This is a genomic window from Micrococcus sp. NPDC078436, assembly GCF_040702705.1.
GTDB lineage: Bacteria > Actinomycetota > Actinomycetes > Actinomycetales > Micrococcaceae > Micrococcus.
In genome coordinates this window covers 89,092-112,035 of the sequence record NZ_JBFBLX010000007.1, presented here as the reverse complement: position 1 = coordinate 112,035, position 22,944 = coordinate 89,092, and the positions used below count along the sequence as shown (strand labels likewise).

Genomic DNA, 22,944 nt, shown 5'->3' with positions numbered 1-22,944 from the left:
GCCTCGCGCGCCCCAGGCCCGGGCACTGGCCACCGGACCCGCCCGCCGGTCACCGCGCTGCCGAACCTGCCCCACCGGACCCGCCTCCACGCGAGCTGGGCGCAGTACTGCCAGGCAACCTCGGGGGTTGCCTGGCAGTACTGCGCCCAGCTGAAGGGCAGGCGCGCCGGACAGGCGCTCCAGGCCGATGCGCCCTGGGCCCGATCACTCCCCGCCGGCCTCCCGCAGGAACCCGGAGAACCCTCCGGGGGTGCGGCCCACCAGGCGGGCCGAGGTGCAGACGCGCGCGCGGTCCGTGGCGATCACCCGCTCCTCACCGAGTGCCCGCACCGCCCCGGTGAGCTCCACGTCCTCGTGCTCGGGGACGGCCGGGAAGCCGCCCGCGGCCTCGTAGAGGGACCACGGCAGGCCCAGGTTGGCGCCGTGCACGTGGGGGTGCCCCTCGCCGTGGCGGTAGGCAACCCGCCAGGCCTCGAGCGCGGCGTGGCGGGCGGTGCCGGCGGCGCCCTCCGCCGCTCCGGAGCCCTCACCGGAGCCCGCGCCGCCTGCCTCCAGCTCGACGTCCACGGTCCCGAGCACGAGGGCCTCCCGCTCGCCCGCCGTCGTCGTCTGGGCGAGGAGCCAGTCGGCGGGGACGCGCGAGTCCGCGTCCGTGGAGGCGAGCCAGAGGCGCTCCGCGGGCACGTCCGGGAAGAGGCCGCGCGCGTGCCCCGCCGCGGCCCTGCGGGCCCGGCCGACGCCGCCCTCGCCGTCGCCGAGCTCGAGCACGTGGAGACGCGGGTCCGCGTGGCGGGCGCGCTCGGCGACCGACACGGTGGCGTCCTCGCACCCGTCCGCCGCCACGACGACGGCCACGGAGCCCTGCGCGTGGTGCTGCTCCCAGCGGTCCATGGCCGTGCTCAGCGCCGCGAGGCAGCCGGGCAGCAGGGCCTCCTCGTTCCGAGCCGGCACCACGACCACGGCGTGGGTGGCCGCGGCCGCGCGCACGTGGAGGCTGATCCGGAAGTCGTCCTCGGTGTGCTCGGCATGCAGGCGCCAACGCGGGTCGGCGGCCACGCGGGCGTGCACCGTGTCCCCGTCGAGGGGCCAGCCCTGGATCGGGTGGCGCCAGTGGCAGAGCAGCAGCTCCCCGCCGGGGGCGAGGTCCTCGGCCACGCGGTCGAGCATGGCGTCCAGCTCCTCGGGCTGCAGGAAGTAGCCGATCTCCGAGGCGATCACGAGGTCGGCCCCGGCCGCGTCCGCGGGCCACTCCCCCGGCAGCACCGCGCGGCGCACCTCGGCATCGGGCAGGCTCGCGAGCCGCTCGGCCGCCCGCTCCACCGCCACCGGAGAGGCCTCGAGCCCCACCACGCGCTCCGCCCGCTCGGCCACCTGCGCGGTGAGCACGCCGATCGACGCGCCCGCCTCCACCACGGTGCCGTACCGCGGGCGGGTCAGCATCGCCAGGGTGAGCGCGCGCTTGCGGGCCTCGTAGGGGGAGCTGAGGTATCGCCACGGGTCCGCGTGCTCCCGGTACAGCCGGTCGAACACGGCCGCGGCGCGGCCGGCGTCGGCGTCCTCGGGGCCGGAGTAGCGGTGCACCTCGAAGGGCCGCTCGTGGTGGGCCAGGACGTTCGGGCCGAGGATGGCCTCGTCGCCGGGCGCCTCGGACAGCGGCGCCACCTGGGAGGCGTGCGCGGCGAGGGAGGCGCGGCGGGCCGCCCGGTCCTGATCGGTGAGGGGCAGCCGCCGGTAACGGCGCGCGGGCAGGTCCGCGGGGTCGCCCCAGTGCCAGAACCAGATGGGGAACGCGCACAGCGGCAGGTCGCGCTCGCCGGCCAGGTCCGCGACGACGGCGCCCACCGCCTCGTGGTCCGCGTGCCCGTCCCCGGGGTCATGGGAGGCGAGGACGACGGCGCCGTCCGGGTGCGCGCGGAGGTGCTCCTCGATCGCCGCGACGACCGCCTCCCGCACCGCGTCCGCGTGGTCCGCGACGCCGGAGTCGGGCAGGCCGAGCGAGGTCCAGGTCAGCGCCTCGCGGCGGTCCCCGCCGTCCGGGCCGGTGCCGGCCGCGAGCGCGTCCATCGCGTGGTCCATCTCCCCGCGGCGGATCCGGACGAGGTCCTCCGGCGTGTGGGTCGGCGAGTCCGGGTGGGAGGCCTCGCCCGCGGTGGCCACGAGCACGCGCACGCCGGCCCCGCCCCGCAGCGCCGCGCGGATCAGGCCGGTGGCGCCGAGCGTCTCGTCGTCGGGATGCGCGACGGCGACCAGCAGCAGGGTGCGCGGGGTCCAGTCCGGCGGGGTCAGGGCGGGCAGCTCGGCGATGCCCCCCGCGGCCCAGGCGTCCTCGGAGGTGCCGGCGTCCAGGTGGGAGAAGCTCACCAGGCCCACGCACCGTCGGTGGTGGGGACCGGCGCCGCGTCCCGAGCGCCCCCGCGCTCCAGCAGGGCCCGGCCGAGGCGTGCGTCGTCGCGGTGGCCGTGGTGCTGGCGCAGGTAGACCTGCAGGTCCGCCACGGCGCGCGCGTGCCGCGCGTTCCCCGTGAGCGGGCCGGGACCGGTGGCCTGCCCGACGACGTCGAGCACCTCCGTGCACAGCTGCGTCACGGTGCCGCGGATGCGGTCGGCCTCGAGCACGCCGTCCCCGTGGTCGAGGCGCCCCGCGTCCACGTCGGCGGCCGCGCGCGCGAGGAGGGTGCCCATCGCGTGCAGGAGGCGGTCGACCCGGCCGAGCGCGGCCTCGCCGACCTGGTCCGGGCCGGGGCCCGCGCCCGCCGCCCGCCGCCGCAGGGAGTCCCGCAGGGTGCGCGCGATGCCGACGGCCCCGCCGAACCACACCGCGGCCACCCCGATGCCGCCCCACGCGAAGCCCGGGCGGGTCAGGTACCACTCGTCCTCGCCGACGGGCTCGCCGAGGACGTCCGCGAAGCGCAGGCCCACGGTGGTGATGGGGGCCAGGCCGAGGGCGGGCCACGCGGCGTCGGCCGTCGTCACACCGGGATCGCCGAGGTCCACGAGGAGGGCGTGGCGCACGCCGTCGCCGTCCTTCGCGGTGACGACCGCGTGGGAGCACTCGTCTGCGAGAGAGCACCAGGGCTTCTCGCCGTCGAGGCGCCAGCCGTCGTCGGTGCGGCGCACCGTCGGGGTCTGCCCGCCCGACTCGGATGCGTAGACGCCGAGCAGGCCCTCGGGGGCGGGGACGCCGGCCTGGGACAGGATCGAGAGCGCGTCCAGGTGGGGCTCGAGCACCCGGGCGGCGGAGAGGTCCTGCGCGGCCACGGAGGCGAGCAGCTCCCACTGCTCGCGGGTGGCGCCCTCGCCGGTCAGCGGGAGGTCGAGAGGGGCGTCGCCGTCGGCCGCGCCCTCCCTCAGCAGCGCCACCATCGGGGCGACGTCGCCCCCGCAGGCCGCAGCAGTGGAGAGGAAGGCCGCGTCGTCGCGGGGAAGCACGCGGGCGCCCGTGGGGAGCGGCCCCCGCTCTCCCCGTGTCGACGGCCGCTCCCCGGAGACCAGGGGGAGCCGGACGGGCTCGGGTGCGCTCATGACGGGGCCTTTCTTCCGCGTACGGCCGCGGTGCCGCACTGGGCGTTCACCCTAGCGAGCGGCCCCGGAGCGGGGGAACGGCCCGGGGCCGGGGCGTCACACGCGGAGACGGACGCGGCAGGGGCGGCTTTCTTGACAAGTTCCAGAAAAGGCGGTGACATGGGGCCCATGCGCCCGTCGTCGACAGCCCCGCTCCCCGAGCACGCGCTCCTGCGCGACGCCGGGCTGCGTGTGACGCGCCCACGGCTCGCGGTGCTGAGCGCCCTGCGCGCCCACCCGCACGCGGACGCGGCCGCCGTCCTGAACGCGGCGCGGGAGGCCCTGCCCTCCGTCTCGCACCAGGCGGTCTACGACTGCCTCCACGCGCTCACCGAGGCCGGGCTCGTCCGCTCGATCCAGCCCGCCGGCTCCGCCGCGCGCTACGAGATCCGCCGCCATGACAACCACCACCACCTCGTGTGCCGCGGGTGCGGCGCCGTGGTCGACGTGCCGTGCCACACCGGGTCCGCCCCGTGCCTGCAGGCGCAGTCGGACCACGGGTTCCTCATCGACGAGGCCGAGGTCTACTACTGGGGCCTGTGCCCCGCGTGCCGCGACGGGCAGGACGAGGCGGCCCCGCCGTCGTCGTCCGCCGCGGCCCCCTGAGCCCCCCATCCATCCCGCGACCCCACCTTCCGTCCCCGAAAGGATCACGCCATGAGCGCTGAAGAGAAGAACCTCCCGCACGGCGAGGAGAGCACCACCGTCGGCGAGATGAACGACACGGTCGCCGTCGGCCAGCCCACCGCGCCCCGCCACGACGCCGACGGCCCGGACACGGCCACCGACGCCGCGGCCACGAACCCGCAGTCGGACGCCGCCGAGGGCAAGTGCCCCGTCGCGCACGGCGCCCCGCTGGCGCACCCGACCTCCGGCGACGCCAACCAGCAGTGGTGGCCGAACCGCCTGAACCTGAAGATCCTCGCGAAGGACCAGCCGGTCCAGCGCCCCGAGGACGGCGGCTTCGACTACCCGGCCGCGTTCGAGAAGCTCGACCTCGCCGAGGTGAAGGCGACCATCGCCGAGGTGCTCACCACCTCCAAGGACTGGTGGCCGGCCGACTTCGGCAACTACGGCCCGTTCATGATCCGCATGGCCTGGCACTCCGCGGGCACCTACCGCGTGACCGACGGCCGCGGCGGCGCCGGCGAGGGCCAGCAGCGCTTCGCGCCCCTGAACTCCTGGCCGGACAACGCCTCCCTGGACAAGGCCCGCCGCCTGCTGTGGCCGGTCAAGAAGAAGTACGGCCAGTCCCTCTCCTGGGCCGACCTGATCGTCCTGGCCGGCACCGTGGCCCACGAGGTCATGGGCATGCCCACCTTCGGCTTCTCCGGCGGCCGCATCGACGCCTATGAGCCCGCCGACGACGTCTACTGGGGCCCCGAGACCGAGTGGACCAACGGCGGCGCCGAGCGCTACAAGGGCGACCGCGAGCTGGACAACCCGCTGGCCGCCGTCGAGATGGGCCTGATCTACGTGAACCCGGAGGGCCCCGAGGGCGAGCCTGACCCGCTGAAGTCCGCCAAGGACATCCACGAGACGTTCGCCCGCATGGGCATGAGCGCCGAGGAGACCGTCGCGCTGATCGGCGGCGGCCACACCTTCGGCAAGACCCACGGCGCCGGCCCCGTGGAGGGCAACATCGGCGCCGAGCCCGAGGCCGCGGACATCGAGCAGATGGGCCTGGGCTGGAAGAACGCCTACGGCGAGGGCAAGGGTCGCGACACCATCACGTCCGGACTCGAGGTCACCTGGACCTACCACCCCACCCGCTGGGACAACGAGTTCTTCCACATCCTCTACGCGTACGAGTGGGAGCTCATGGAGTCCCCGGCCGGCGCGAAGCAGTGGCGCCCCGTCAACGGCGGCGGCTCGGACATGGTCCCCGAGTCCGACTTCAAGGGCCGCCGCGAGCCCCGCATGATGACCTCGGATCTCGCCCTGCGCTTCGATCCCGTGTTCGGCGAGATCTCCCGGCGCTTCAAGGACGACTTCGCCGCGTTCCAGGACGCCTACGCCCGCGCGTGGTTCAAGCTGACCCACCGCGACATGGGCCCGATCGCCCGCCACTACGGCCCCGAGGTGCCCGCCGAGGAGCTCGTGTGGATGGACCCGGTCACCGCCCCGGCGCAGGTCCCCGGCGACGCCGAGGTCCAGGCCGTCAAGGACGCCGTGGCCGGCTCCGGCCTGTCCGTGACGGAGCTCGTGAAGACCGCGTGGGCCGCGGCCTCCTCCTTCCGCTCCTCGGACAAGCGCGGCGGCGCGAACGGCGGCCGCATCCGCCTCGAGCCGCAGCGCTCGTGGGAGGTCAACGAGCCGGCCGTGATCGGCCCGGTCATCGCGAAGCTGGAGCAGATCGCCGAGCAGACCGGCGTCTCCTTCGCCGACACCCTCGTGATCGCGGGCAACTGGGCCGTGGAGAAGGCGGCCGCCGATGGCGGCGTGCCCGTCTCGGTGCCCTTCACCCCGGGCCGCGGCGACGCGACCCAGGAGCAGACGGACGTCGAGTCCTTCGGCCACATGGAGCCCAAGGTGGACGGCTTCCGCAACTGGGACCCGCGCCAGGACAAGCGCTTCCCGTCCGAGTTCGCGCTCGTGGACCGCGCCAACCTGATCGGCCTCTCCGCCCCGGAGATGACCGTGCTCGTGGGCGGCCTGCGCGTGCTGGGCGCCGTGCACGGCAGCACCACGGACGGCGTGTGGACGGAGAACGTGGGCGTCCTGTCCCAGGACTTCCTCACCGCGATCACGGACATCGACACGCAGTGGGAGAAGGTGGCCGAGGGCCGGTACCGCGGTGTGACCGCCGAGGGCAAGGAGCTCTTCGGCACCCGCGACGACCTCGTGTTCGGCTCCAACTCGGAGCTGCGCACCCTGTCCGAGGTGTACGCCGCCGACGACGCCAAGGAGAAGTTCGTGCGCGACTTCGTGGCCGCGTGGGCCACGGTCATGGACGCGGACCGCTTCGACGCGCGCCGCGCCGCCAAGGAGTCCACGAACCAGGGCTGACGCCCCTGGGCCTCGGACGCCCGGACGCGCCGAGGTCCTGGCCGGACGACGACGGGCGCTCACCCTCGCGGGTGGGCGCCCGTCGTCGTGGGGGGGGTGGGTGCGTCAGGCCAGGACCGTGCGGCAACCGCGAGTTCTTCCCCCGCTCACCCGCGCGTGCCAAGGTGAGGGGCATGACCGAGAACGCCGCTCCCGTCCCCGCCTCCCAGCGCCCTGGCACCCCCGCACTGCCGGAGGACCTGATCGACGTCGAGGCCCTCCTCGAGGCCTACCGCACGGGCCACCCGGACCCGTCCGACCCGGCGCAGAAGGTCGTCTTCGGCACCTCCGGCCACCGCGGCTCCGCGTTCAAGACCTCCTTCAACGACGACCACATCGCGGCGATCACGCAGGCCGTGGTCGAGTACCGCGCAGAGAAGGGCATCACGGGCGCCGTCCTCGTCGGCCGTGACACCCACGCCCTCTCCGAGCCCGCGCAGGACACCGCGGTGCAGGTGCTGCTCGGCAACGACGTCGAGGTGCTCGTGGACGCGCGCGGCGGCTACACGCCGACCCCGGCCGTCTCCCACGCGATCCTGCACCTCAACGAGGGCCGCGACCTCACGCCGGCGGGCTTCTCCGCCGACGGGGACAACACCGGTCTCGTGGACGGGCTGGTCATCACGCCCTCCCACAACCCGCCCGCCGACGGCGGCTTCAAGTACAACCCTCCGCACGGCGGCCCCGCGGACACCGAGGCCACGTCCTGGATCGCGAACCGCGCGAACGAGCTGCTCGCCGCGGGCCTCGACGGCGTGCGCCGCGTGGGTGCGGACGAGGTCGCCGGCCATCCGAAGCTGGGCGAGTTCGACTTCCTGGACCGCTACGTCACGGACCTGCCCGAGGTGATCGACCTCGAGGCGATCCGCGAGGCCGGCGTGCGGATCGGCGCGGACCCCATGGGCGGCGCGTCGGTGGCGTACTGGGGCGAGATCGGCAAGCGGCACAGGCTGGACCTGACCGTGGTGAACCCGGAGGTGGACCCGCGGTTCGGCTTCATGACGCTGGACTGGGACGGCAAGGTCCGCATGGACTGCTCCTCCCCCCACGCGATGGCCTCGCTCATCGAGCGCATGACCCCGGACGCGGACGGGGTGGCCCCCTTCGACGTCGCCACCGGCAACGACGCCGACGCGGACCGTCACGGCATCGTCACCCCCGACGGCGGGCTGATGAACCCCAACCACTTCCTCGCGGTGGCCATCGACTACCTCTACCGCAGCCGGAAGGGGTGGCCGCAGGACGCCGGCGTCGGGAAGACCCTCGTCTCCTCGTCGATGATCGACCGCGTGGCGCGCGACCTCGGGCGCGACCTCGTGGAGGTGCCGGTGGGCTTCAAGTGGTTCGTGCCCGGCCTGCTGACCGGCACGGGCGTGTTCGGCGGCGAGGAGTCCGCGGGCGCGTCCTTCGTGACCTTCGACGGCGACGCCTGGTCCACGGACAAGGACGGCCTCCTGCTGTGCCTGCTGGCCGCGGAGATCATCGCGGTCACGGGCCAGTCCCCGTCCGAGCGCTACCGGGACCTCGTGGCCCTGCACGGCGCCCCGGCCTACGCGCGCATCGACGCCCCGGCCACCGCCGAGCAGAAGGCCCGCCTCAAGGAGCTCACCGCGGACGACATCACCGCCGAGACCGTGGGCGGCGAGCAGATCCTCCACGCCCTCACGACCGCCCCGGGCAACGGGGCGGCGATCGGCGGTCTCAAGGTGGTCACGCAGAACGCGTGGTTCGCCGCGCGCCCCTCCGGCACCGAGGACGTCTACAAGATCTACGCGGAGTCCTTCCTGGGCGAGGAGCACCTGGCGCAGGTGCAGCAGGACGCGCAGCGGCTGGTGGACGGCGTCATCGGCTGAGCGCGGAGGCGCACCCTGCCGCCGCCCAGCCCGCCTGGGTAGCGTGGGCTCCATGAGCAACGGCACCCCCGAGCAGCCCCGTCCCCGCCACGCGAGCGAGGAGCCGGACACGACCCGCACCGACGCCGCCTCCCCCCACGACGGCAACGTCACGGACACCGCGGACGACGCAGCGGCGACCGGCACCCCGGCCCTCCTGACGACGGCCGGGGCCCTCCCGGAGGGCCTGGCCGCGGACGTCGGCTGGGACCTCGGCGAGGACGAGCCCGAGGAGGAGACCGCCGAGCCCCTGCGCGAGCCGCTGCCCACCGAGGCCCTGCCGATCATGCCTGCCGGCACCCGACCCGAGGAGCCGCACGCCGCCGTCGGGAGGCTGCGCGCCGCCGCCCGCCTGCGCGCCGCCCACCCCCGCACCGTGCGCCTGCACCAGCTGCGCGGGCTGAAGCGGATGCTCACGGAGCAGCAGGAGCGGTTCGTGAACGCCCTGGGCGAGGACCTCGGCAAGGCGCCCACGGAGGCGCTGATGACCGAGGTGATCTCGGTGCGCTCGGAGGTGGACCACGCGATCCTGCACCTGAGCGAGTGGATGGAGCCGCGGCCCGCGAAGCTGCCGCTGACCCTGCAGCCCGCGAGCGCCGAGGTGCGGCCACGGCCCAAGGGGCTCGTGCTGATCATCGGCGCGTGGAACTACCCCGTGCAGCTCACGCTCGCCCCGCTGGTGGGCGCGCTGGCGGCGGGCAACGCCGTGGTCATCAGCCCCTCGGAGAAGGCGCCCGCCACGGCCCGTGCCCTGCAGGAGCTGCTGCCTCAGTACCTGGACTCCGCGCTGATCTCCGTGGTGGCCGGCGGCAGGGACTGCAACACCGCGCTGCTCGCGGAGCCGTGGGACCACATCCTCTACACGGGCGGCGAGCGCGTGGGGCGGATCGTGTACGAGGCCGCGGCCAAGACGCTCTCCCCCGTCACGCTGGAGCTGGGCGGGAAGTCCCCGGCGGTGGTGACGCCCGCGCGCAACACGGGGGCGATGGCCCGCCGCCTCGCGTGGGCCAAGTTCACCAACGCGGGCCAGACGTGCGTGGCCCCGGACTACATCCTCGCCGTGGGCGAGGAGGCCCACGCGCAGGTGGTGGCCGAGCTGCCGAAGGCGATCCGCGAGTTCTACGGCGCGGAGCCGCGCGAGTCCAAGGACTACGGCCGCCTCATCTCCGCTGAGCACGCCCAGCGCCTCGCGGACATGGTGGAGAAGGACGTGGCTGCCGGCGCCGAGGTGCTCGTGGGCGGCGAGGTCGACCCGGCCGCGCGCTACATGGCGCCCACCGTGGTCACGGGCGTGCAGCCGGACGGCGCGCTCATGCAGGAGGAGCTGTTCGGCCCCGTCCTGCCCGTGCTGACGGTGGGGGCGTTCCAGGACGCGCTGGACTTCATCGCCGACCGCCCGCACCCCCTCGCGGCGTACCTCTTCACGGACCGCCCGCGCCTGCACCGCGCGTTCGACGAGCAGGTCCAGGCCGGCGGCCTCGGCTACGACGTCGCCCTGCTGCACGCCGGCATCACCACGCTGCCCTTCGGCGGCATCGGATCCTCCGGCATGGGCGCCTACCACGGGCAGGCGGGCTTCGAGACGTTCTCCCACCTGCGCCCGTCCATCACGAAGTCGGACCAGGTGGACACGCTCAAGACCGCGTACCCGCCGTACGGCTGGATGAAGCGCAAGATGATCCCGAAGATGCTCTGACATGGACAGCCGGCTGCGCCGCCTGCCGCCGGCCCTGGTGATGACGGGCCTCCTCGCCGTCACCGGGTGCGGCGCCGGGCCGACGTCGGGAGGGTCATCGGAGGGTGCCGGCGCCGGGTCCCCGAGCGGGGCGACGCCGTCGCGCATCTCCGCCTCCGACCTCGCCGCGCCCGGCGCGGCTCGGGGCCGGGGCGGCGATCTGCCGGTCGGCACGCAGCCCCACGCGGTGACGTCCCTGGCCTGGGACGGGCGTCCCGTGGCGACGGGTCCGTGGACGAGCGTGGACGTCGACACGGGCGCGCCGTTCACGTTCACCGCTCGGGAACTGTGCGGGCAGCCGCGCGTGGACGTCCTGAGCGTGACGCCGGACGGGTGGCAGGCGCACCCGAGCGAGGGCCAGCCGGCCGTCGCGTGCCTGCCCGAGGACGAGACCGCCTCGGCAACCGAGGCGGTGCGTCGGCTCTTCGACGGCCCGGTGGCCGTGGACGAGGCGGAGGACGGCGCGCTCACCCTGACGCGGGCCGGCGTCGAGCTGGTGCTGGCGCCGCGACGGTGAGGCTCAGCGCTGCGGCCAGAGGCCGCGGCGCGTGAAGACCTCCGCGAGGACGTCGGCACGGTCGGTCATGACGCCGTCGACGCCGAGGTCCAGGAGTCGCTCGATCTCCTCGGCCTCGTCCACGACCCACACGTGCACGGGCAGGCCCGCAGCGTGGCAGCGGCGCACGAAGTCGGCCGTCACCACCCGGATGCGCCCGTGCCGGATCGGCACCTGCACGCAGTCGATGTCGAGGGCGTGGCGGCGCAGCCACCCCGTGAGGCCAAGCGGGCCGAGCAGGACGAGCGCGGCGATGGCGGCGGCCCCGCCCGACGTCGCGATGCGGTGCGGGCCGTGCGCGCGCTCGGCGTGGCCGAGGGCGGTGAGAGAACGCCGGAAGAGGCGGCGGCGGGAGTCGTGGAAGGACGCGACGAGCACGCGGTCCCACGCCTCGTGCTCGGCGAGCAGGTGGGCCATGGCGGGGGCGGCCGCGCGGTCCTTGAGGTCCACGTTGAGGCGGGCCTCGGGGAGTGCGGTGAGGAGGTCGGCGAAGCGCAGGAGCGGCTCGCCGCCGACCGTGACGGAGTGGAGCTGCTCCCACGTGACGTCGGAGATCCGGCCGCGGCCGGTGGTGACGCGGTCCAGGGTCTCGTCGTGGAAGACCACGAGCACGCCGTCCTTCGTGGTGCGCACGTCCAGCTCGAGGTAGGCGAAGCCCGCATCACAGGCCGACTGGAACGCCGCCAGCGAGTTCTCCCGCTCGTTCCCGGCGCCGCGGTGCGCGAAGCCGAGGGGCCGGCCGGCACGGCCGGGCAGGGAGTCCGCGAGGTAGGCGGGGGCGGGACGGGGTGTTGGCCGGGGCGCACGCAGGGAGCGCGCGGGACGGGCACACGGGGACGGCGACGGGCCTGAGGACGGCACGGTTCGGCGGGTCACGGGGTCAGGGTAGCGGGCGCCCGGAAACCTCCCGTTGCGAGTCCGACGGCGACGAGGGTGCTTCCTAGACTGGACCCACCTCGTCCCCGTCTTCAGGAGCCCTCCGTGCCCCGCACCTCGTCCCGCTCGCGTGGCCGGGCCGGGCCGTCCTCGCGCCCCGTCCACCACCGCCTGTTCTGGGTGGACGTCGCCCGCGGGCTCGCCCTGATCAGCATGATGATCGCCCACACCGCGCCCACCGGCGGCCCCGGCGGTGTCCTGAACCTCACCGAGCACCTCACGGCGGCCCTGTTCGCGGCGCTCGTGGGCGTCTCCGCCCGCCTCGAGGTCCAGCACCTGGGCATCGGCCGCGCGGCGGCCCGCGCGGTCATCCGGGCGCTCGTCCTCGCGGCGTGCTCCTGGCTCGTCGGCCTGTTCGAGGCGCAGGTCTACGACATCCTGGGCCACCTCGCCGTCGTCGCCCTCCTCATGGGCCTGCTCGCCGCGCTCCCGCTCGCCGCGCAGCTCGTCCTCGCCCTCCTCTCGGGGTCCGGCGGCGTCGCCCTCGTGGCCCAGGGCACGACGGCGGCCGTCGCCGCACTCCTGCCGCTGGCCGACGCGGTGGGCCTGCCCGCGGACCGCCTCGCGACGGGCGTGGCCACGATGCTCACCGACGCGCCCTACCGCCTGCCCCTGCTGCTCGCGTGGGCGCTGCTCGGAGCGGTCGTCCTGCGCACCCTGCACGGGACCCGCGAGGACCCGGCCCGCCGCATGCGCGTGGACGCGGTGTGGTGGGCGGTCGGCGGGGCGGCCCTGGCCGGCGTCGTCCTCGCGTCCTCCCGCGCGAGGACCGGTGCGATGCCCGTCCCGTACTCCGGCACCGTGCCCGAGGTCCTCGTGGACACCGGCCTGGTGCTGCTGGTGCTGGGACTGTGCGCCGCCGTCGTGCCGAACCACGCGAACCCCGCCACCGAGCTGCTCTCCATCCCGGGAGCGATGACCCTGTCCGTGTACGTGGCGCACCACGCCTACCTCGGGTGGGCGGCGCGCGCTGCGGGCCCCGGCCCGTGGCGCACGCCCGGCGGCGCGGACGACACGTGGTTCAACGTGGTCGTGCTGATCCTCGGCGCGATCGCGCTGCCGCTGCTGTGGCGCACGTACGTGCGGTCGCGGCCCTGGCGGGCGGGCCCGATCGAGGGCGTGGCGCGCCTCGTGACGGACCGGATCGGCGGCCGCTGATGGCCCGCCGCGCCGACCTTCCCGCGGGCTCGCTCGAGACGCCCGCCGTCGAGTTCCACCCCGCCACCGCCACCGCCCCGCGGACCGCGTCCGCCCCGCGGGGTAGCCTCGAGACCGTGAGCGAGCGAACCACCTACCTGCTGGTCGACGGCGAGAACATCGACGCGACCCTCGGCACGTCCATCCTCCAGCGGCGCCCCCAGTCCGACGAGCGGCCGCGCTGGAAGCGACTGCTCCACTTCATGCAGGACCACTGGAACCAGCCCGTCAAGGGCCTGTTCTTCCTCGCCATCGACGGCGAGATCCCGATCCCCTTCGTGCAGGCGCTCACCGCACTCGGCTACCAGCCGATCATGCTGCGCGGCGAGGGCAAGGTCGTGGACCTCGGCATCCAGAAGACCATGGCCGCGCTCCAGGCACGCGAGGACGACGTCGTCCTCGTCAGCCACGACGCCGACTTCGCCCCGCAGCTGGCCGACCTGGCCTCCACCCCGGGCCGCCGCACCGGCATCATCGGCTTCGAGGAGTTCCTCTCCGGCATCCTGCGGGCCATCCCGGGCGTGGAGTTCTTCGACCTCGAGTACAAGGTCGAGGCGTTCGACTCGTCCTTGCCGCGCCTGCGCGTCATCGACGTCGCCGAGTTCGATCCGCTCGAGTTCCTCTGAGCCACCGGCCCCCGTGCGTCAGCGCACCGGGCCGGGCTCCTCGAGGGGCAGCATCGGGCGGTGCTCGTAGAAGGTCTGCAGCACCACGGTGGTCCGCGTGTTCACGGAGGCCACGTGGCGGATCTCGTTGACGAGCGCCTCGAGCCCGCGTGGCGAGCCCACCCGGACGAACAGCATGTACGCCGCGTCCCCGGCCACGGAGTGGCAGGCCTCGATCGCGGCGATTCCCTCCAGGAGCTGCGGCGCGTCGTCGGGCTGCCGGGGGTCCAGCGGCGTGATCTCGATGAAGGCCGCGAGCGGCTTGCCGACCGCCTCGGGGTCCAGCAGCGCCCGGTATCCGGTGATCACCCCGCTCCCCTCGAGCTTGCGCAGCCGCGCTTGCACCGCGGACGAGGAGAGGCCGACCCGCTCCGAGAGCTGGGCGAGGGTGGCACGCGGATCGCGGGAGACCTCCGCGGCCAGGCGCACGTCGACGGGGTCGTCCATGGGCCGAACGCTAGCAGGCACGCCCCGTGTGCTTGACATCACACCCGTGAGGTGATGATTCTTCTGTCTACAGCCCGGATCGCGGGAGATTTACCGGCGACACAGCGACAGGAGGCGTTCATGACCACTTCTCTGCCCACGGAGCAGGCCATCATCGGCGAGCCGGAGGTCGTCGAGGACGCCCGCCACGCCGAGTCCCACCCGGCCTGGCTGCGGCTCAAGGCGGCCGCCACGGCACTCCAGGGACTCCAGGCCAAGGACGGCTCGGTGCCTGACCCCGTCGACCACCCCGCCGCCCGCGACCACGTCGCCGTGATCACCGCCGCCGTCGCCACGCTGGCCCCGCTCTTCCCGCACGACGCCGCCTACCTCGCCGCCCTGCCCCGCGACGTCGCGCGCTGGGAGGCGGACGGCTTCGGCGTGCCCGACTTCCTGGACTCCCTCGTGGCGTTCCAGCCCCAGGAGCACCGCGTGGACGGCATCCGTCACCTCGTGGTCTTCCCGATGTACACCCAGAACGGCTCGCCCGACCGACACGTCGAGGCTCTGATCGTGGAGGCCATCTGGCCGGAGTTCATCGCGGACCTCGAGGCCGGCGACTACGGCAACAAGCTCTTCCTGTCCCTGCGGCTGATCGACTTCACGCCGGGCTACGACACGAACTCAGCGGTGCTGTTCCCCGAGACCGTGGCGATGCGCGAGATCCCCACGTTCACGTGGGGCGCGATCTTCCAGGACCGCGAGGCGGCCCGCTTCCGCCGCGTCGTCGCCGCGGCCGCGGACATCACGAAGCTGGACCTGCCCGCCGACGCCGCGGAGCTCGTGGCGGACCAGGACCTCGCCGAGAGGACGTTCGTCATGTGGGACCTCATCCACGACCGCACGCACATGCGCGGCGACCTGCCCTTCGACCCGTTCATGATCAAGCAGCGCATGCCGTTCTTCCTCTACACGCTCGAGGAGATGCGCTGCGACCTGACCGCGTTCCGCGAGTGCGTCCGGATCGAGCAGGCCCTCACCGCCCGCGCGGAGGCCGGGGAGGACCTGAGCGAGACGGAGCAGGCGACCCTGCGTCACGCGAAGCTCGTGCACTACGCCGTGCTCTTCGACCGCGTCTTCCGCTTCGCGCTCACCGGCTCCCGCGTGCGCAACTACGACGGCCTCGGCGGCCAGCTGCTCTTCGCGTGGCTCCACCGCCGGCACGTGGTGGAGTGGCGGGACGTGAAGCTCAGCGTGGACTGGGAGGGCCTGGCACCGGCCGTCGTCGAGCTCGGCGACGCGATCGACCGGCTGTACTGGGAGTCCATCGACCGCCCCAAGACCGTGCACTGGCTCAAGGCCCACGAGCTGGTCGCGTCCGTGGTGGCCCCGCATCCGGCCTCGGCGTGGGCGCAGGGCCTCCCCCAGGACGTGCTGGCGGGCCCGCCGAAGGGGCTCACCGACCTCGTGCTCGACGACGAGTTCCCGCTCTCCATGTTCTTCGAGGCGCTCGAGAAGAAGATGCGGGGCGTCATCGACTCCACGGCCGGCATCCGCGCCGCGGACGCCTGAGGCGCGTCGCACGATGACCACCCACCGGAAGGGGACCGACATGCAGAGGATCCACGACGCCGAGAGCCGCGGGTTCGCCTCGGACAACTACTCCGGGGTGCACCCGGAGGTCCTCGCGGCGATCGCCGAGGCCAACGGCGGCCACCAGACCGCCTACGGCGAGGACGCCTACACCGCCCGGCTGCAGGAGGTGGTCCGCGGGCACTTCGGCGAGCAGGCGCAGGCCTGGCCGATGTTCAACGGGACGGGCGCGAACGTCGTCGCCCTGGAGTCCATGCTGCCGCGCTGGGGCGCGGTGGTCTGCGCGGACACCGCCCACATCCACGTGGACGAGGGCGGCGCGCCGGAGAAGGCCGCCGGGATCAAGCTCCTGCCCGTGTCCACCCTGGACGGCAAGCTCACCCCGGAGCTGATCGACGCCGAGGCGTGGGGATGGGGGGACGAGCACCGGGCCCAGCCCCTCGTCGTCGCGATCACGCAGTCCACCGAGCTCGGCACCCTGTACACGCCGGAGGAGATCCGCGCGATCACCGAGCACGCGCACGCGCGCGGCATGACGGTGTTCCTGGACGGGGCGCGGATCGCCAACGCCGCGGCCGCGCTCGGCCTGCCGCTGCGCGCGTTCACCACGGACGCCGGCGTGGACGTGCTCTCCCTGGGCGGCAGCAAGAACGGGGCGCTCGCCGCGGAGGCGATCGTGGTGCTGAACCCGGACGCCGTGCAGGGCCTGGCCTACCTGCGCAAGCACCAGATGCAGCTCGCGTCCAAGATGCGCTTCGTCTCGGCGCAGCTGATCGCGCTCTTCGACGGGGACCTGCACCTGCGGATCGCCGGCCACGCGAACGCCATGGCCCGGCGCCTCAGCGACGCCGTGGCGGCCGGCATCGCGGACGGCTCCCTCCCCGGGGTGGCGCTGACCCAGAACACCGACGTCAACGCGGTCTTCGCGACCCTGCCGGCCGGCGTCGCGGACCGGCTGCGCCGGTCCTTCCGGTTCTACGACTGGGACCCCGCGACGGGCGAGGTCCGCTGGGTGTGCAGCTTCGACACCACGGAGGAGGACGTCGACGCGTTCGTCGCGGCCCTGCGCGAGGAGCTCGCAGCGGCGGGCTGACCCGAGGGCGACGCGCGCCGCGGCCGCGTCCGGGTGTAGAGTTCTGCGACCTCGAATCCGGGGTGGAGGCGCCCGACGTGCGCCCGCCCCCAGCGACGAAAGACCTCCGTGGACTCCAGAGACACCCCCGGCTCTGCCCTGCCGGCCGCCAGCACCGCCGCCCTTCCCGCCGCCAGCACCGCCGCCCTTCCCGCCCCGTCAGAGGCGCACAACGGCCTGCGCCGCACCCTGGCCGCCCGCCACCTGATGATGATCGCGATGGGCGGCGCCATCGGCACCGGCCTGTTCGTGGCCTCCGGCAACAGCATCGCCACCGCCGGCCCCGGCGGCGCGCTGCTGGCGTACGTCGTCATCGGCTTCATGGTGTTCCTGCTCATGCAGTCCCTCGGCGAGATGGCCACCTACCTGCCGGTCTCGGGCGCCTTCGAGGAGTACGCCACCCGGTTCGTCAGCCCCTCGTTCGGCTTCGCCATCGGCTGGAACTACTGGTACAACTGGGCGATCACGGTGGCCGCGGAGCTCGTCGCGGCCGCTCTGGTCATGCGCTACTGGCTCCCGGACGTCCCCTCGTGGGCCTGGTCCGCGCTCTTCCTGGCGATCCTCTTCGGCCTCAACGCGCTCTCCACCCGGGCCTACGGCGAGTCCGAGTTCTGGTTCTCGCTCATCAAGGTCGTCACCGTGGTGGTCTTCCTCGTCCTCGGCGTCATGATGATCGCCGGCATCCTCGGCGGCGCCGCCCCGGGCTTCGAGAACTGGACCACCGGCGAGGCCCCGTTCGTGGGCGGCGCCCCGGGCATCCTCGCGATCTTCCTGGTGGCCGGCTTCTCCTTCCAGGGCACCGAGCTCGTCGGCGTCGCGGCCGGCGAGGCGGAGGACCCGGAGAAGAACGTCCCGAAGGCCATCCGCACCGTGTTCTGGCGCATCCTGCTCTTCTACGTCGGCGCGATCACCGTGATCGGCTTCCTGATCCCCTACACCAGCCCCAACCTGCTGGGCAGCGGCGTGGAGGACATCTCGATCTCCCCGTTCACCCTGGTGTTCGAGAACGCCGGCGTGCTGGCCGCGGCCGCCGTGATAAACGCCGTGATCCTCACAGCGATCCTCTCCGCCGGCAACTCGGGGCTGTACGCCTCCACCCGCATGCTCTGGGCCCTGGCCGACTCGGGCAAGGCCCCGCGGTTCCTCGCCAAGGTCAACCGCCGCGGCGTTCCCATGAACGCGCTGCTGGTCACCACCGCCGTCGGCGCCCTGTGCTTCCTCACCACCCTCGTCGGAGACGGGGCCGCCTACGTGTGGCTCGTCTCCGCCTCCGGACTGGCCGGGTTCATCGTGTGGATGGGCATCGCGTGGAGCCACTACCGGTTCCGCCGCGCGTACATCGTCCAGGGCGGCCGCCTCGAGGACCTGCCCTACCGCGCCGCGCTCTTCCCGTTGGGCCCGATCGTCGCGCTGCTGCTGTGCACCGTGGTGGTCCTGGGGCAGGGGTACGGGGCGTTCGGCGAGGGCGTGGACCTGCTCGCCGCAGCCACCGCGTACCTCGGCCTGCCGCTGTTCCTGGCCCTGTGGCTCGGCCACAAGCTGGTCACCGGCTCGAAGCCGGTGCGCGCCGAGGACGCCGACCTCACCCGCGAGCGCTGGTGACCCCGGCGGGCAGGCCGGGCCGGTCGGCCGCGCCCGCCCGTCAGCCCTCCGGCAGCGCCAGCAGCTCCTCGATCGCCCCGGCCACGCCGTCGTCGTCGCAGGCCCCGACCACCGCGTCCGCCGCCGCGCGCAGGCTCACGTGGCCTGAGGCCACGGCGCAGCCGAGGCCCGCCCACGCGAGCATCTCGGCGTCGTTGGGCATGTCCCCGAAGGCGACGACGTCCGCCGGCGCGATCCCCCGGCTCGCCGCGAAGTCCGCGAGGGTGGCCGCCTTGTGCACGCCCGGCGCGGACATCTCCACGAGGGCCACGCCGGGCGCGGAGTGCGTCGCGCTGACGAGCTCCCCGAGCTCGGCGCGCGCGGCCTCCAGGAACGCGTCCGGCTCGAGGGCGGTGGAGCGGGCCATCAGCTTCACGACGACGGCCTCCGCGGGCAGCACGCCCTCGAGGGCAGCCGCGGCCGGCGTGGCGTCCTCGAACGCCGACGCCTCCGTGAACGCGGTCTCCCAGAAGAAGCCGTCCAGTGTCTCGGCGCCGAACGTGGCGGTGGGGTCCAGGGCCCGCAGCCGCTCGACGGCCGTCCACACCGTCCCCCGCTCCATCGGGCGGGACTCGAGCACCTCGCCGGTCGCGGGATCCACCACCACGGCGCCGTTGGAGCAGATCACCGGTCCGACGTCGCCCAGCTGGTCCGCGAGCGCGTCCAGCCAGCGCAGCGGCCGCCCCGTCACGAACACGACGACGACGCCCGCCTCGTGCGCCGACCGCAGCGCCGCGATGGTCCGCGGGGAGAGCCGCCCCGAGCGGGTGTGCGCGTAGCCGATGACGGTGCCGTCCAGGTCCGTGGCGACGAGCCGGGGGCGGCGGATCGAGGTCGGCAGAGGCATGCGTCGAGTCTAGGCGGGGTCCTCGCGAGGGGCGCGGGCAGTTGGCAGGATGAGCGCATGGACACCCAGAGCAGCGCCGCGCGCACCGCCCCCGCCCCCATGAGTGCGGCCCAGACCCCCCGCACCGTCACCGTCACCGGCGCGGCCGGCAACATCGGCTACGCGCTGCTCTTCCGGATCGCCTCCGGCGAGATGCTCGGCGCCGACGTCCCCGTGCGCCTGCGCCTGCTCGAGGTCCCGGCGGCGCTGCGGGCCGCCGAGGGCACGGCGATGGAGCTCGCGGACGCGGCGTTCCCCCTCCTCGCGGACGTCCAGGTCACGGACGATCCCGCGGTGGCCTTCGACGGCGTGCAGCACGCCCTGCTCGTGGGCGCCCGCCCGCGCTCGGCCGGCATGGAGCGCGGCGACCTGCTCGAGGCCAACGGCGGCATCTTCGGGCCCCAGGGCCAGGCGATCAACGACCACGCAGCGGAGGACGTGAGCGTCGTCGTCGTGGGCAACCCGGCGAACACGAACGCGCTGATCGCCGCCTCCCACGCTCGGGACGTGCCGGCCGACCGCTTCACCGCGCTCACCCGCTTGGACCACAACCGCGCGGTCTCGCAGCTCGCGGCGAAGGCCGGCGTCGCGGTGACCGACGTGGACGGCATCACCGTCTGGGGCAACCACTCGGCCACGCAGTTCCCGGACCTCACCCACGCGCGCGTGCGGGTGGGCGGCGCCGACGGCGGCTGGCGCCCCGCGCTCGAGGTTGTGGACGCCGGATGGGCCGCCGAGGAGTTCATCCCGCGGGTGGCCGAGCGCGGCGCGGAGATCATCAGCGTGCGCGGGGCGTCCTCGGCGGCGTCGGCCGCGAGCGCGACGATCGACCACATGCGCGACTGGTTCCTCGGCACGGGCGTGGGCACGGACGGGCAGGCCCGGCGCACCTCCGCGGCGATCGTGTCCGACGGCTCCTACGGCGTGCCCGAGGGCCTGATCAGCTCGTTCCCCGTGGAGTCCGAGGGCGGGCAGTGGCGGATCGTGCCGGGCCTGGAGCCAGACGCCGCTCTGCTGCCGGACGCGGCTGAGCGCCTGGAGAGGACCGTGGCCGAACTCGACGAGGAGCGGGAGGCCGTCACGGGGCTCGGGCTGCTCTGAGCGAGCCGGCTGGGGAACGGGCGGGCGCCGGACGACGGGACGCCGCCCGCCCCTCAGGGTGGTCACGACACGCCGTCTGGAGACATGGCACGCGGCGTGTCGTGACCACTCTGCGTCCGACGGCGTCCGCACGCGGCGTGTTGTGACCACTCTGCGTCGGACGGCGTCCGCCCGCGGCGTCGTCAGCCCGCGAGCTCGGCCCGCGTCGGCGGGTCGGCGCCCGGGCGGGACGCCGTGATCGCGGAGGCGCGGGAGGCGTAGATCAGCACGGACTCGACATCGGCCGGGTCCATGGCGTGCAGCCGCTCGCGGTGGGCCGCGCCGAGCAGGGAGCGGTCGTCGAGGGCGGCCAGGAGCGCCGCGGTGAACGAGTCGCCGGCACCCACGGTGTCCGCGACGTCCACGGGGACGATCGGGCGCTCGCGCACGCCGTGTGCAGTGACGGCCACGATGTCCTCGGCGCCGCGCGTCATGACCACGAACGCCGGGCCCATGGCCTGCCACGCCTTCAGGGTCTCGAGCAGCGGCCGGTCCGGGTAGAGCCAGGCGATGTCCTCATCAGAGGCGTGGACGACGTCGGAGAGGCGCACCGACTCCTCGGCGCGAGCACGGGCGAACACCCGGTCCGGGACGATGCTGGGCCGCACGTTGGGGTCGTAGCTGACGGTGGTCTCCGGGGAGAGCGCCTCGAGCAGACCCATGACCTCGGCGTCGCCGGGGGCGAGCATCGTGGCGATCGAGCCGGCGTGCACGTGCTTGAGGGACCCGCCGGCGGCCGCGCGGAGGTCCCGCACGAGGGCGGCGGCGGGCGGCAGCGTCCAGTCGAGGTCGAACTCGTAGCTGGCGGCGCCCGTCGGGTCCAGGCGCGCGGTGGCCTGCGACGTCGGGGAGGAGTCCGGCTCCAGGAGGCTGCGCACGCCGTTGCCCTCGAGATGGGCGGCGATCATGGCGCCGTACTCGTCCTGGCCGAAGCGGCCGGCGAACAGCACGGGGCGCTCCAGGCGGCTCACGCCGACGGCCACGTTCAGCGGGCTCCCGCCCACGTGCGCTCGGGGCGTGGCGGTGTCCGAGAGGACCACGTCCACCAGGGCCTCGCCGATCACTCCGAAGTACTCAGACACACCTCAAACGGTACCCTACAGACCGACGCGCGCCCCGAGCCGAAGCCCGGTCCGGCGCCCTCATCCACTCCTGAACGGCAAGGCGGCCATGGCCCACAGCACCCCCACCTCACCCGCTCGGCACGCCGACCCCTCCCGGGGGTTCGGCTGGCGCGTGCACGGCGACGGCCGCACCATCACGCCGGGCACCGTCGTCGCCCCGGACGAACGCCTCAGCTGGCCACGCACCGTGGGCATCGGCGTGCAGCACGTGATGGCCATGTTCGGCGCCACCGTGCTCGTTCCCGCCATCACCGGCATGCCCGCGACGACGGCGCTGCTCTTCTCCGGCATCGGCACCCTGCTGTTCCTCGTGATCACCGGCAACCGCCTGCCGAGCTACCTCGGCAGCTCGTTCGCGTTCATCGCCCCGCTCACGGCGGCCACCGCGCTCGAGGGCACGGGCGCCGCGCTCGGCGGCATCATGGCGACGGGGCTGCTGCTCGCGGCGATCGGCGTCGTCGTGCACCTGTCCGGCACCGGCTGGATCCACGCCCTCATGCCGCCCGCCGTGATGGGCACCATCGTGGCGCTGATCGGCCTGAACCTCGCCGGCGCGACGACGGCGGCCATGCAGGAGGTGCCCCTGACCACCTTCGGCACGGCGCTGGCGGTGGTGCTCACGGCGGTGCTGTTCCGCGGCCTCGTCGGACGGCTGTCCATCCTCGTGGGCATCCTGGCCGGGTACGTGCTGGCGCTGGCCCAGGGCCAGGTGGACTTCACCGCGGTCGGCGAGGCGGCCTGGGTGGGCCTGCCGCCGTTCCACGCGCCCGAGTTCAGCCTCCAGGTGCTGCCGCTGTTCCTGCCGGTGGTGCTCGTGCTGATCGCCGAGAACATCGGCCACGTCAGGACCGTCGGCCTGATGACCAAGCGGGACCTCGACCCGCTCACCGGCCGCGCTCTGATCGCCGACGGCCTCTCCACCACCTTCTCCGGCCTGGGCGGCGGTGTCGGCACCACCACGTACGCGGAGAACATCGGCGTCATGGCGAGCTCGCGGGTGTACTCGACCGCCGCGTACTGGGTGGCCGGCCTCACCGCGATCGCCCTCGCCTTCCTGCCCAAGTTCGGGGCCGCCGTCGCGACCATCCCGGCCGGTGTGGCCGGCGGCGCCGGCATCATCCTCTACGGCATGATCGGCGTGATGGGCGTGCGGATCTGGGTCCAGAACCGCGTGGACTTCTCCAACACCATCCACCTCATGACGGCGGGCGCGGGCCTGATCGTGGCGATCGCGGACCCGCAGCTGACGGCGGGCGGGCTGGTGTTCGGCGGCATCACGCTCGGCACGATCGCCGCGCTCGTGGTGCACCACCTCATGACGGCCGTGGCCCGCTGGCGCGGCACCGAGCCGGTCCCCGAGGACGAGGACGCCGAGCGGTACGAGGCCACCCAGGCCGGCCGCCTCGGCTGAGG

18 protein-coding genes are annotated in these 22,944 nt (G+C 74.2%); 12 read left to right on the top strand and 6 right to left on the bottom strand.

The features are described 5' to 3' along the window. Positions 1 to 204: 204 nt before the first annotated feature. Both AB0302_RS06065 and AB0302_RS06060 read right to left on the bottom strand, forming a co-directional pair. Positions 205 to 2,361: a PIG-L family deacetylase gene (locus AB0302_RS06065; RefSeq protein ID WP_366370866.1), complete on the bottom strand. Its 2,157-nt coding sequence runs from the start codon at positions 2,359 to 2,361 to the stop codon at positions 205 to 207. After that, positions 2,358 to 3,521 carry an acyl-CoA dehydrogenase family protein gene (locus AB0302_RS06060; protein ID WP_366370865.1) on the bottom strand — a complete coding sequence of 388 codons (1,164 nt, stop codon included), beginning with the start codon at positions 3,519 to 3,521 and terminating at the stop codon, positions 2,358 to 2,360. The genes AB0302_RS06065 and AB0302_RS06060 overlap by 4 nt, the downstream gene beginning before the upstream one ends. A 159-nt stretch (positions 3,522 to 3,680) precedes the next feature. Here AB0302_RS06060 and AB0302_RS06055 point away from each other — a divergent pair, with 159 nt between their 5' ends. The 5 genes from AB0302_RS06055 (at position 3,681) to AB0302_RS06035 (ending at position 10,752) form a co-directional block, all read left to right on the top strand. After that, positions 3,681 to 4,166 carry a Fur family transcriptional regulator gene (locus AB0302_RS06055; protein WP_366370864.1) on the top strand — a complete coding sequence of 162 codons (486 nt, stop codon included), beginning with the start codon at positions 3,681 to 3,683 and terminating at the stop codon, positions 4,164 to 4,166. 51 nt (positions 4,167 to 4,217) lie between these two features. Beyond that, positions 4,218 to 6,569, top strand: a complete 2,352-nt coding sequence (gene katG, locus AB0302_RS06050; protein WP_366370863.1) for a catalase/peroxidase HPI — start codon at positions 4,218 to 4,220, stop codon at positions 6,567 to 6,569. A gap of 173 nt (positions 6,570 to 6,742) precedes the next feature. Further along, positions 6,743 to 8,461 (top strand): phosphoglucomutase (alpha-D-glucose-1,6-bisphosphate-dependent), encoded by a 1,719-nt coding sequence (gene pgm, locus AB0302_RS06045; protein WP_248116651.1) that lies wholly within the window; start codon positions 6,743 to 6,745, stop codon positions 8,459 to 8,461. 52 nt (positions 8,462 to 8,513) lie between these two features. Continuing rightward, positions 8,514 to 10,196: an aldehyde dehydrogenase family protein gene (locus tag AB0302_RS06040; protein ID WP_366370862.1), complete on the top strand. Its 1,683-nt coding sequence runs from the start codon at positions 8,514 to 8,516 to the stop codon at positions 10,194 to 10,196. 1 nt (position 10,197) lies between these two features. After that, positions 10,198 to 10,752 carry a hypothetical protein gene (locus tag AB0302_RS06035; protein WP_298710780.1) on the top strand — a complete coding sequence of 185 codons (555 nt, stop codon included), beginning with the start codon at positions 10,198 to 10,200 and terminating at the stop codon, positions 10,750 to 10,752. A gap of 3 nt (positions 10,753 to 10,755) precedes the next feature. On the opposite strand, the gene AB0302_RS06030 is transcribed toward AB0302_RS06035, so the two are convergent. Beyond that, positions 10,756 to 11,601 carry a glycerophosphodiester phosphodiesterase gene (locus AB0302_RS06030; protein ID WP_298710882.1) on the bottom strand — a complete coding sequence of 282 codons (846 nt, stop codon included), beginning with the start codon at positions 11,599 to 11,601 and terminating at the stop codon, positions 10,756 to 10,758. 171 nt (positions 11,602 to 11,772) lie between these two features. Here AB0302_RS06030 and AB0302_RS06025 point away from each other — a divergent pair, with 171 nt between their 5' ends. Together AB0302_RS06025 and AB0302_RS06020 are read left to right on the top strand one after the other, a co-directional pair. Continuing rightward, complete coding sequence (locus AB0302_RS06025) at positions 11,773 to 12,885, top strand: heparan-alpha-glucosaminide N-acetyltransferase domain-containing protein (protein ID WP_366370861.1); 1,113 nt, start codon at positions 11,773 to 11,775, stop codon at positions 12,883 to 12,885. A 116-nt stretch (positions 12,886 to 13,001) separates the two neighbouring features. Next, positions 13,002 to 13,550 carry an NYN domain-containing protein gene (locus AB0302_RS06020; protein ID WP_248116655.1) on the top strand — a complete coding sequence of 183 codons (549 nt, stop codon included), beginning with the start codon at positions 13,002 to 13,004 and terminating at the stop codon, positions 13,548 to 13,550. An 18-nt stretch (positions 13,551 to 13,568) separates the two neighbouring features. Here AB0302_RS06020 and AB0302_RS06015 read toward each other — a convergent pair whose 3' ends face one another. Further along, positions 13,569 to 14,036: an Lrp/AsnC family transcriptional regulator gene (locus AB0302_RS06015; protein WP_319075666.1), complete on the bottom strand. Its 468-nt coding sequence runs from the start codon at positions 14,034 to 14,036 to the stop codon at positions 13,569 to 13,571. 120 nt (positions 14,037 to 14,156) lie between these two features. Between AB0302_RS06015 and AB0302_RS06010 the strand changes: the two genes are divergently transcribed. The 3 genes from AB0302_RS06010 to AB0302_RS06000 all read left to right on the top strand — a co-directional run bounded on the left by AB0302_RS06010 (position 14,157) and on the right by AB0302_RS06000 (position 18,342). Then, a complete protein-coding gene (locus tag AB0302_RS06010; protein WP_366370860.1) occupies positions 14,157 to 15,587 on the top strand; it encodes a DUF6421 family protein in 1,431 nt (476 codons plus the stop codon). 40 nt (positions 15,588 to 15,627) lie between these two features. Beyond that, the gene (locus AB0302_RS06005; protein WP_366370859.1) at positions 15,628 to 16,701 is read left to right on the top strand and encodes a beta-eliminating lyase-related protein; all 1,074 of its coding nucleotides are present in this window, start codon (positions 15,628 to 15,630) and stop codon (positions 16,699 to 16,701) included. A 216-nt stretch (positions 16,702 to 16,917) separates the two neighbouring features. Beyond that, entirely contained in the window at positions 16,918 to 18,342 is a 1,425-nt protein-coding gene (locus tag AB0302_RS06000) for an amino acid permease (protein ID WP_366370872.1), read from the top strand. A gap of 40 nt (positions 18,343 to 18,382) precedes the next feature. Here the strand turns inward: AB0302_RS06000 and AB0302_RS05995 are convergent, their stop codons facing one another. Continuing rightward, the gene (locus tag AB0302_RS05995; protein WP_319075660.1) at positions 18,383 to 19,228 is read right to left on the bottom strand and encodes an HAD-IIB family hydrolase; all 846 of its coding nucleotides are present in this window, start codon (positions 19,226 to 19,228) and stop codon (positions 18,383 to 18,385) included. Between the two features lie 57 nt (positions 19,229 to 19,285). Here AB0302_RS05995 and AB0302_RS05990 point away from each other — a divergent pair, with 57 nt between their 5' ends. Further along, positions 19,286 to 20,368 (top strand): malate dehydrogenase, encoded by a 1,083-nt coding sequence (locus tag AB0302_RS05990; protein WP_366370858.1) that lies wholly within the window; start codon positions 19,286 to 19,288, stop codon positions 20,366 to 20,368. Positions 20,369 to 20,550: 182 nt separating this feature from the next. Here AB0302_RS05990 and AB0302_RS05985 read toward each other — a convergent pair whose 3' ends face one another. Further along, positions 20,551 to 21,471 (bottom strand): carbohydrate kinase, encoded by a 921-nt coding sequence (locus AB0302_RS05985; RefSeq protein WP_248116822.1) that lies wholly within the window; start codon positions 21,469 to 21,471, stop codon positions 20,551 to 20,553. Positions 21,472 to 21,577: 106 nt separating this feature from the next. On the opposite strand from AB0302_RS05985, the gene AB0302_RS05980 reads away from it, so the two are divergent. Continuing rightward, on the top strand, positions 21,578 to 22,942 hold the full coding sequence (locus tag AB0302_RS05980; protein WP_366370857.1) for a solute carrier family 23 protein: 1,365 nt from the start codon (positions 21,578 to 21,580) through the stop codon (positions 22,940 to 22,942). Positions 22,943 to 22,944: the final 2 nt, after the last annotated feature.

What these genes read in the sequence shown, in the direction of transcription:
- AB0302_RS05990 (WP_366370858.1), top strand. Translation starts at nt 19,286, where the DNA reads ATGGACACCCAGAGCAGCGCCGCGCGCACCGCCCCCGCCCCCATGAGT.
- AB0302_RS06015 (WP_319075666.1), bottom strand. Translation starts at nt 14,036, where the DNA reads ATGGACGACCCCGTCGACGTGCGCCTGGCCGCGGAGGTCTCCCGCGAT.
- AB0302_RS06010 (WP_366370860.1), top strand. Translation starts at nt 14,157, where the DNA reads ATGACCACTTCTCTGCCCACGGAGCAGGCCATCATCGGCGAGCCGGAG.
- katG (WP_366370863.1), top strand. Translation starts at nt 4,218, where the DNA reads ATGAGCGCTGAAGAGAAGAACCTCCCGCACGGCGAGGAGAGCACCACC.
- pgm (WP_248116651.1), top strand. Translation starts at nt 6,743, where the DNA reads ATGACCGAGAACGCCGCTCCCGTCCCCGCCTCCCAGCGCCCTGGCACC.
- AB0302_RS05995 (WP_319075660.1), bottom strand. Translation starts at nt 19,228, where the DNA reads ATGCCTCTGCCGACCTCGATCCGCCGCCCCCGGCTCGTCGCCACGGAC.
- AB0302_RS06005 (WP_366370859.1), top strand. Translation starts at nt 15,628, where the DNA reads ATGCAGAGGATCCACGACGCCGAGAGCCGCGGGTTCGCCTCGGACAAC.
- AB0302_RS06055 (WP_366370864.1), top strand. Translation starts at nt 3,681, where the DNA reads ATGGGGCCCATGCGCCCGTCGTCGACAGCCCCGCTCCCCGAGCACGCG.
- AB0302_RS06060 (WP_366370865.1), bottom strand. Translation starts at nt 3,521, where the DNA reads ATGAGCGCACCCGAGCCCGTCCGGCTCCCCCTGGTCTCCGGGGAGCGG.
- AB0302_RS06040 (WP_366370862.1), top strand. Translation starts at nt 8,514, where the DNA reads ATGAGCAACGGCACCCCCGAGCAGCCCCGTCCCCGCCACGCGAGCGAG.
- AB0302_RS06035 (WP_298710780.1), top strand. Translation starts at nt 10,198, where the DNA reads ATGGACAGCCGGCTGCGCCGCCTGCCGCCGGCCCTGGTGATGACGGGC.
- AB0302_RS05980 (WP_366370857.1), top strand. Translation starts at nt 21,578, where the DNA reads ATGGCCCACAGCACCCCCACCTCACCCGCTCGGCACGCCGACCCCTCC.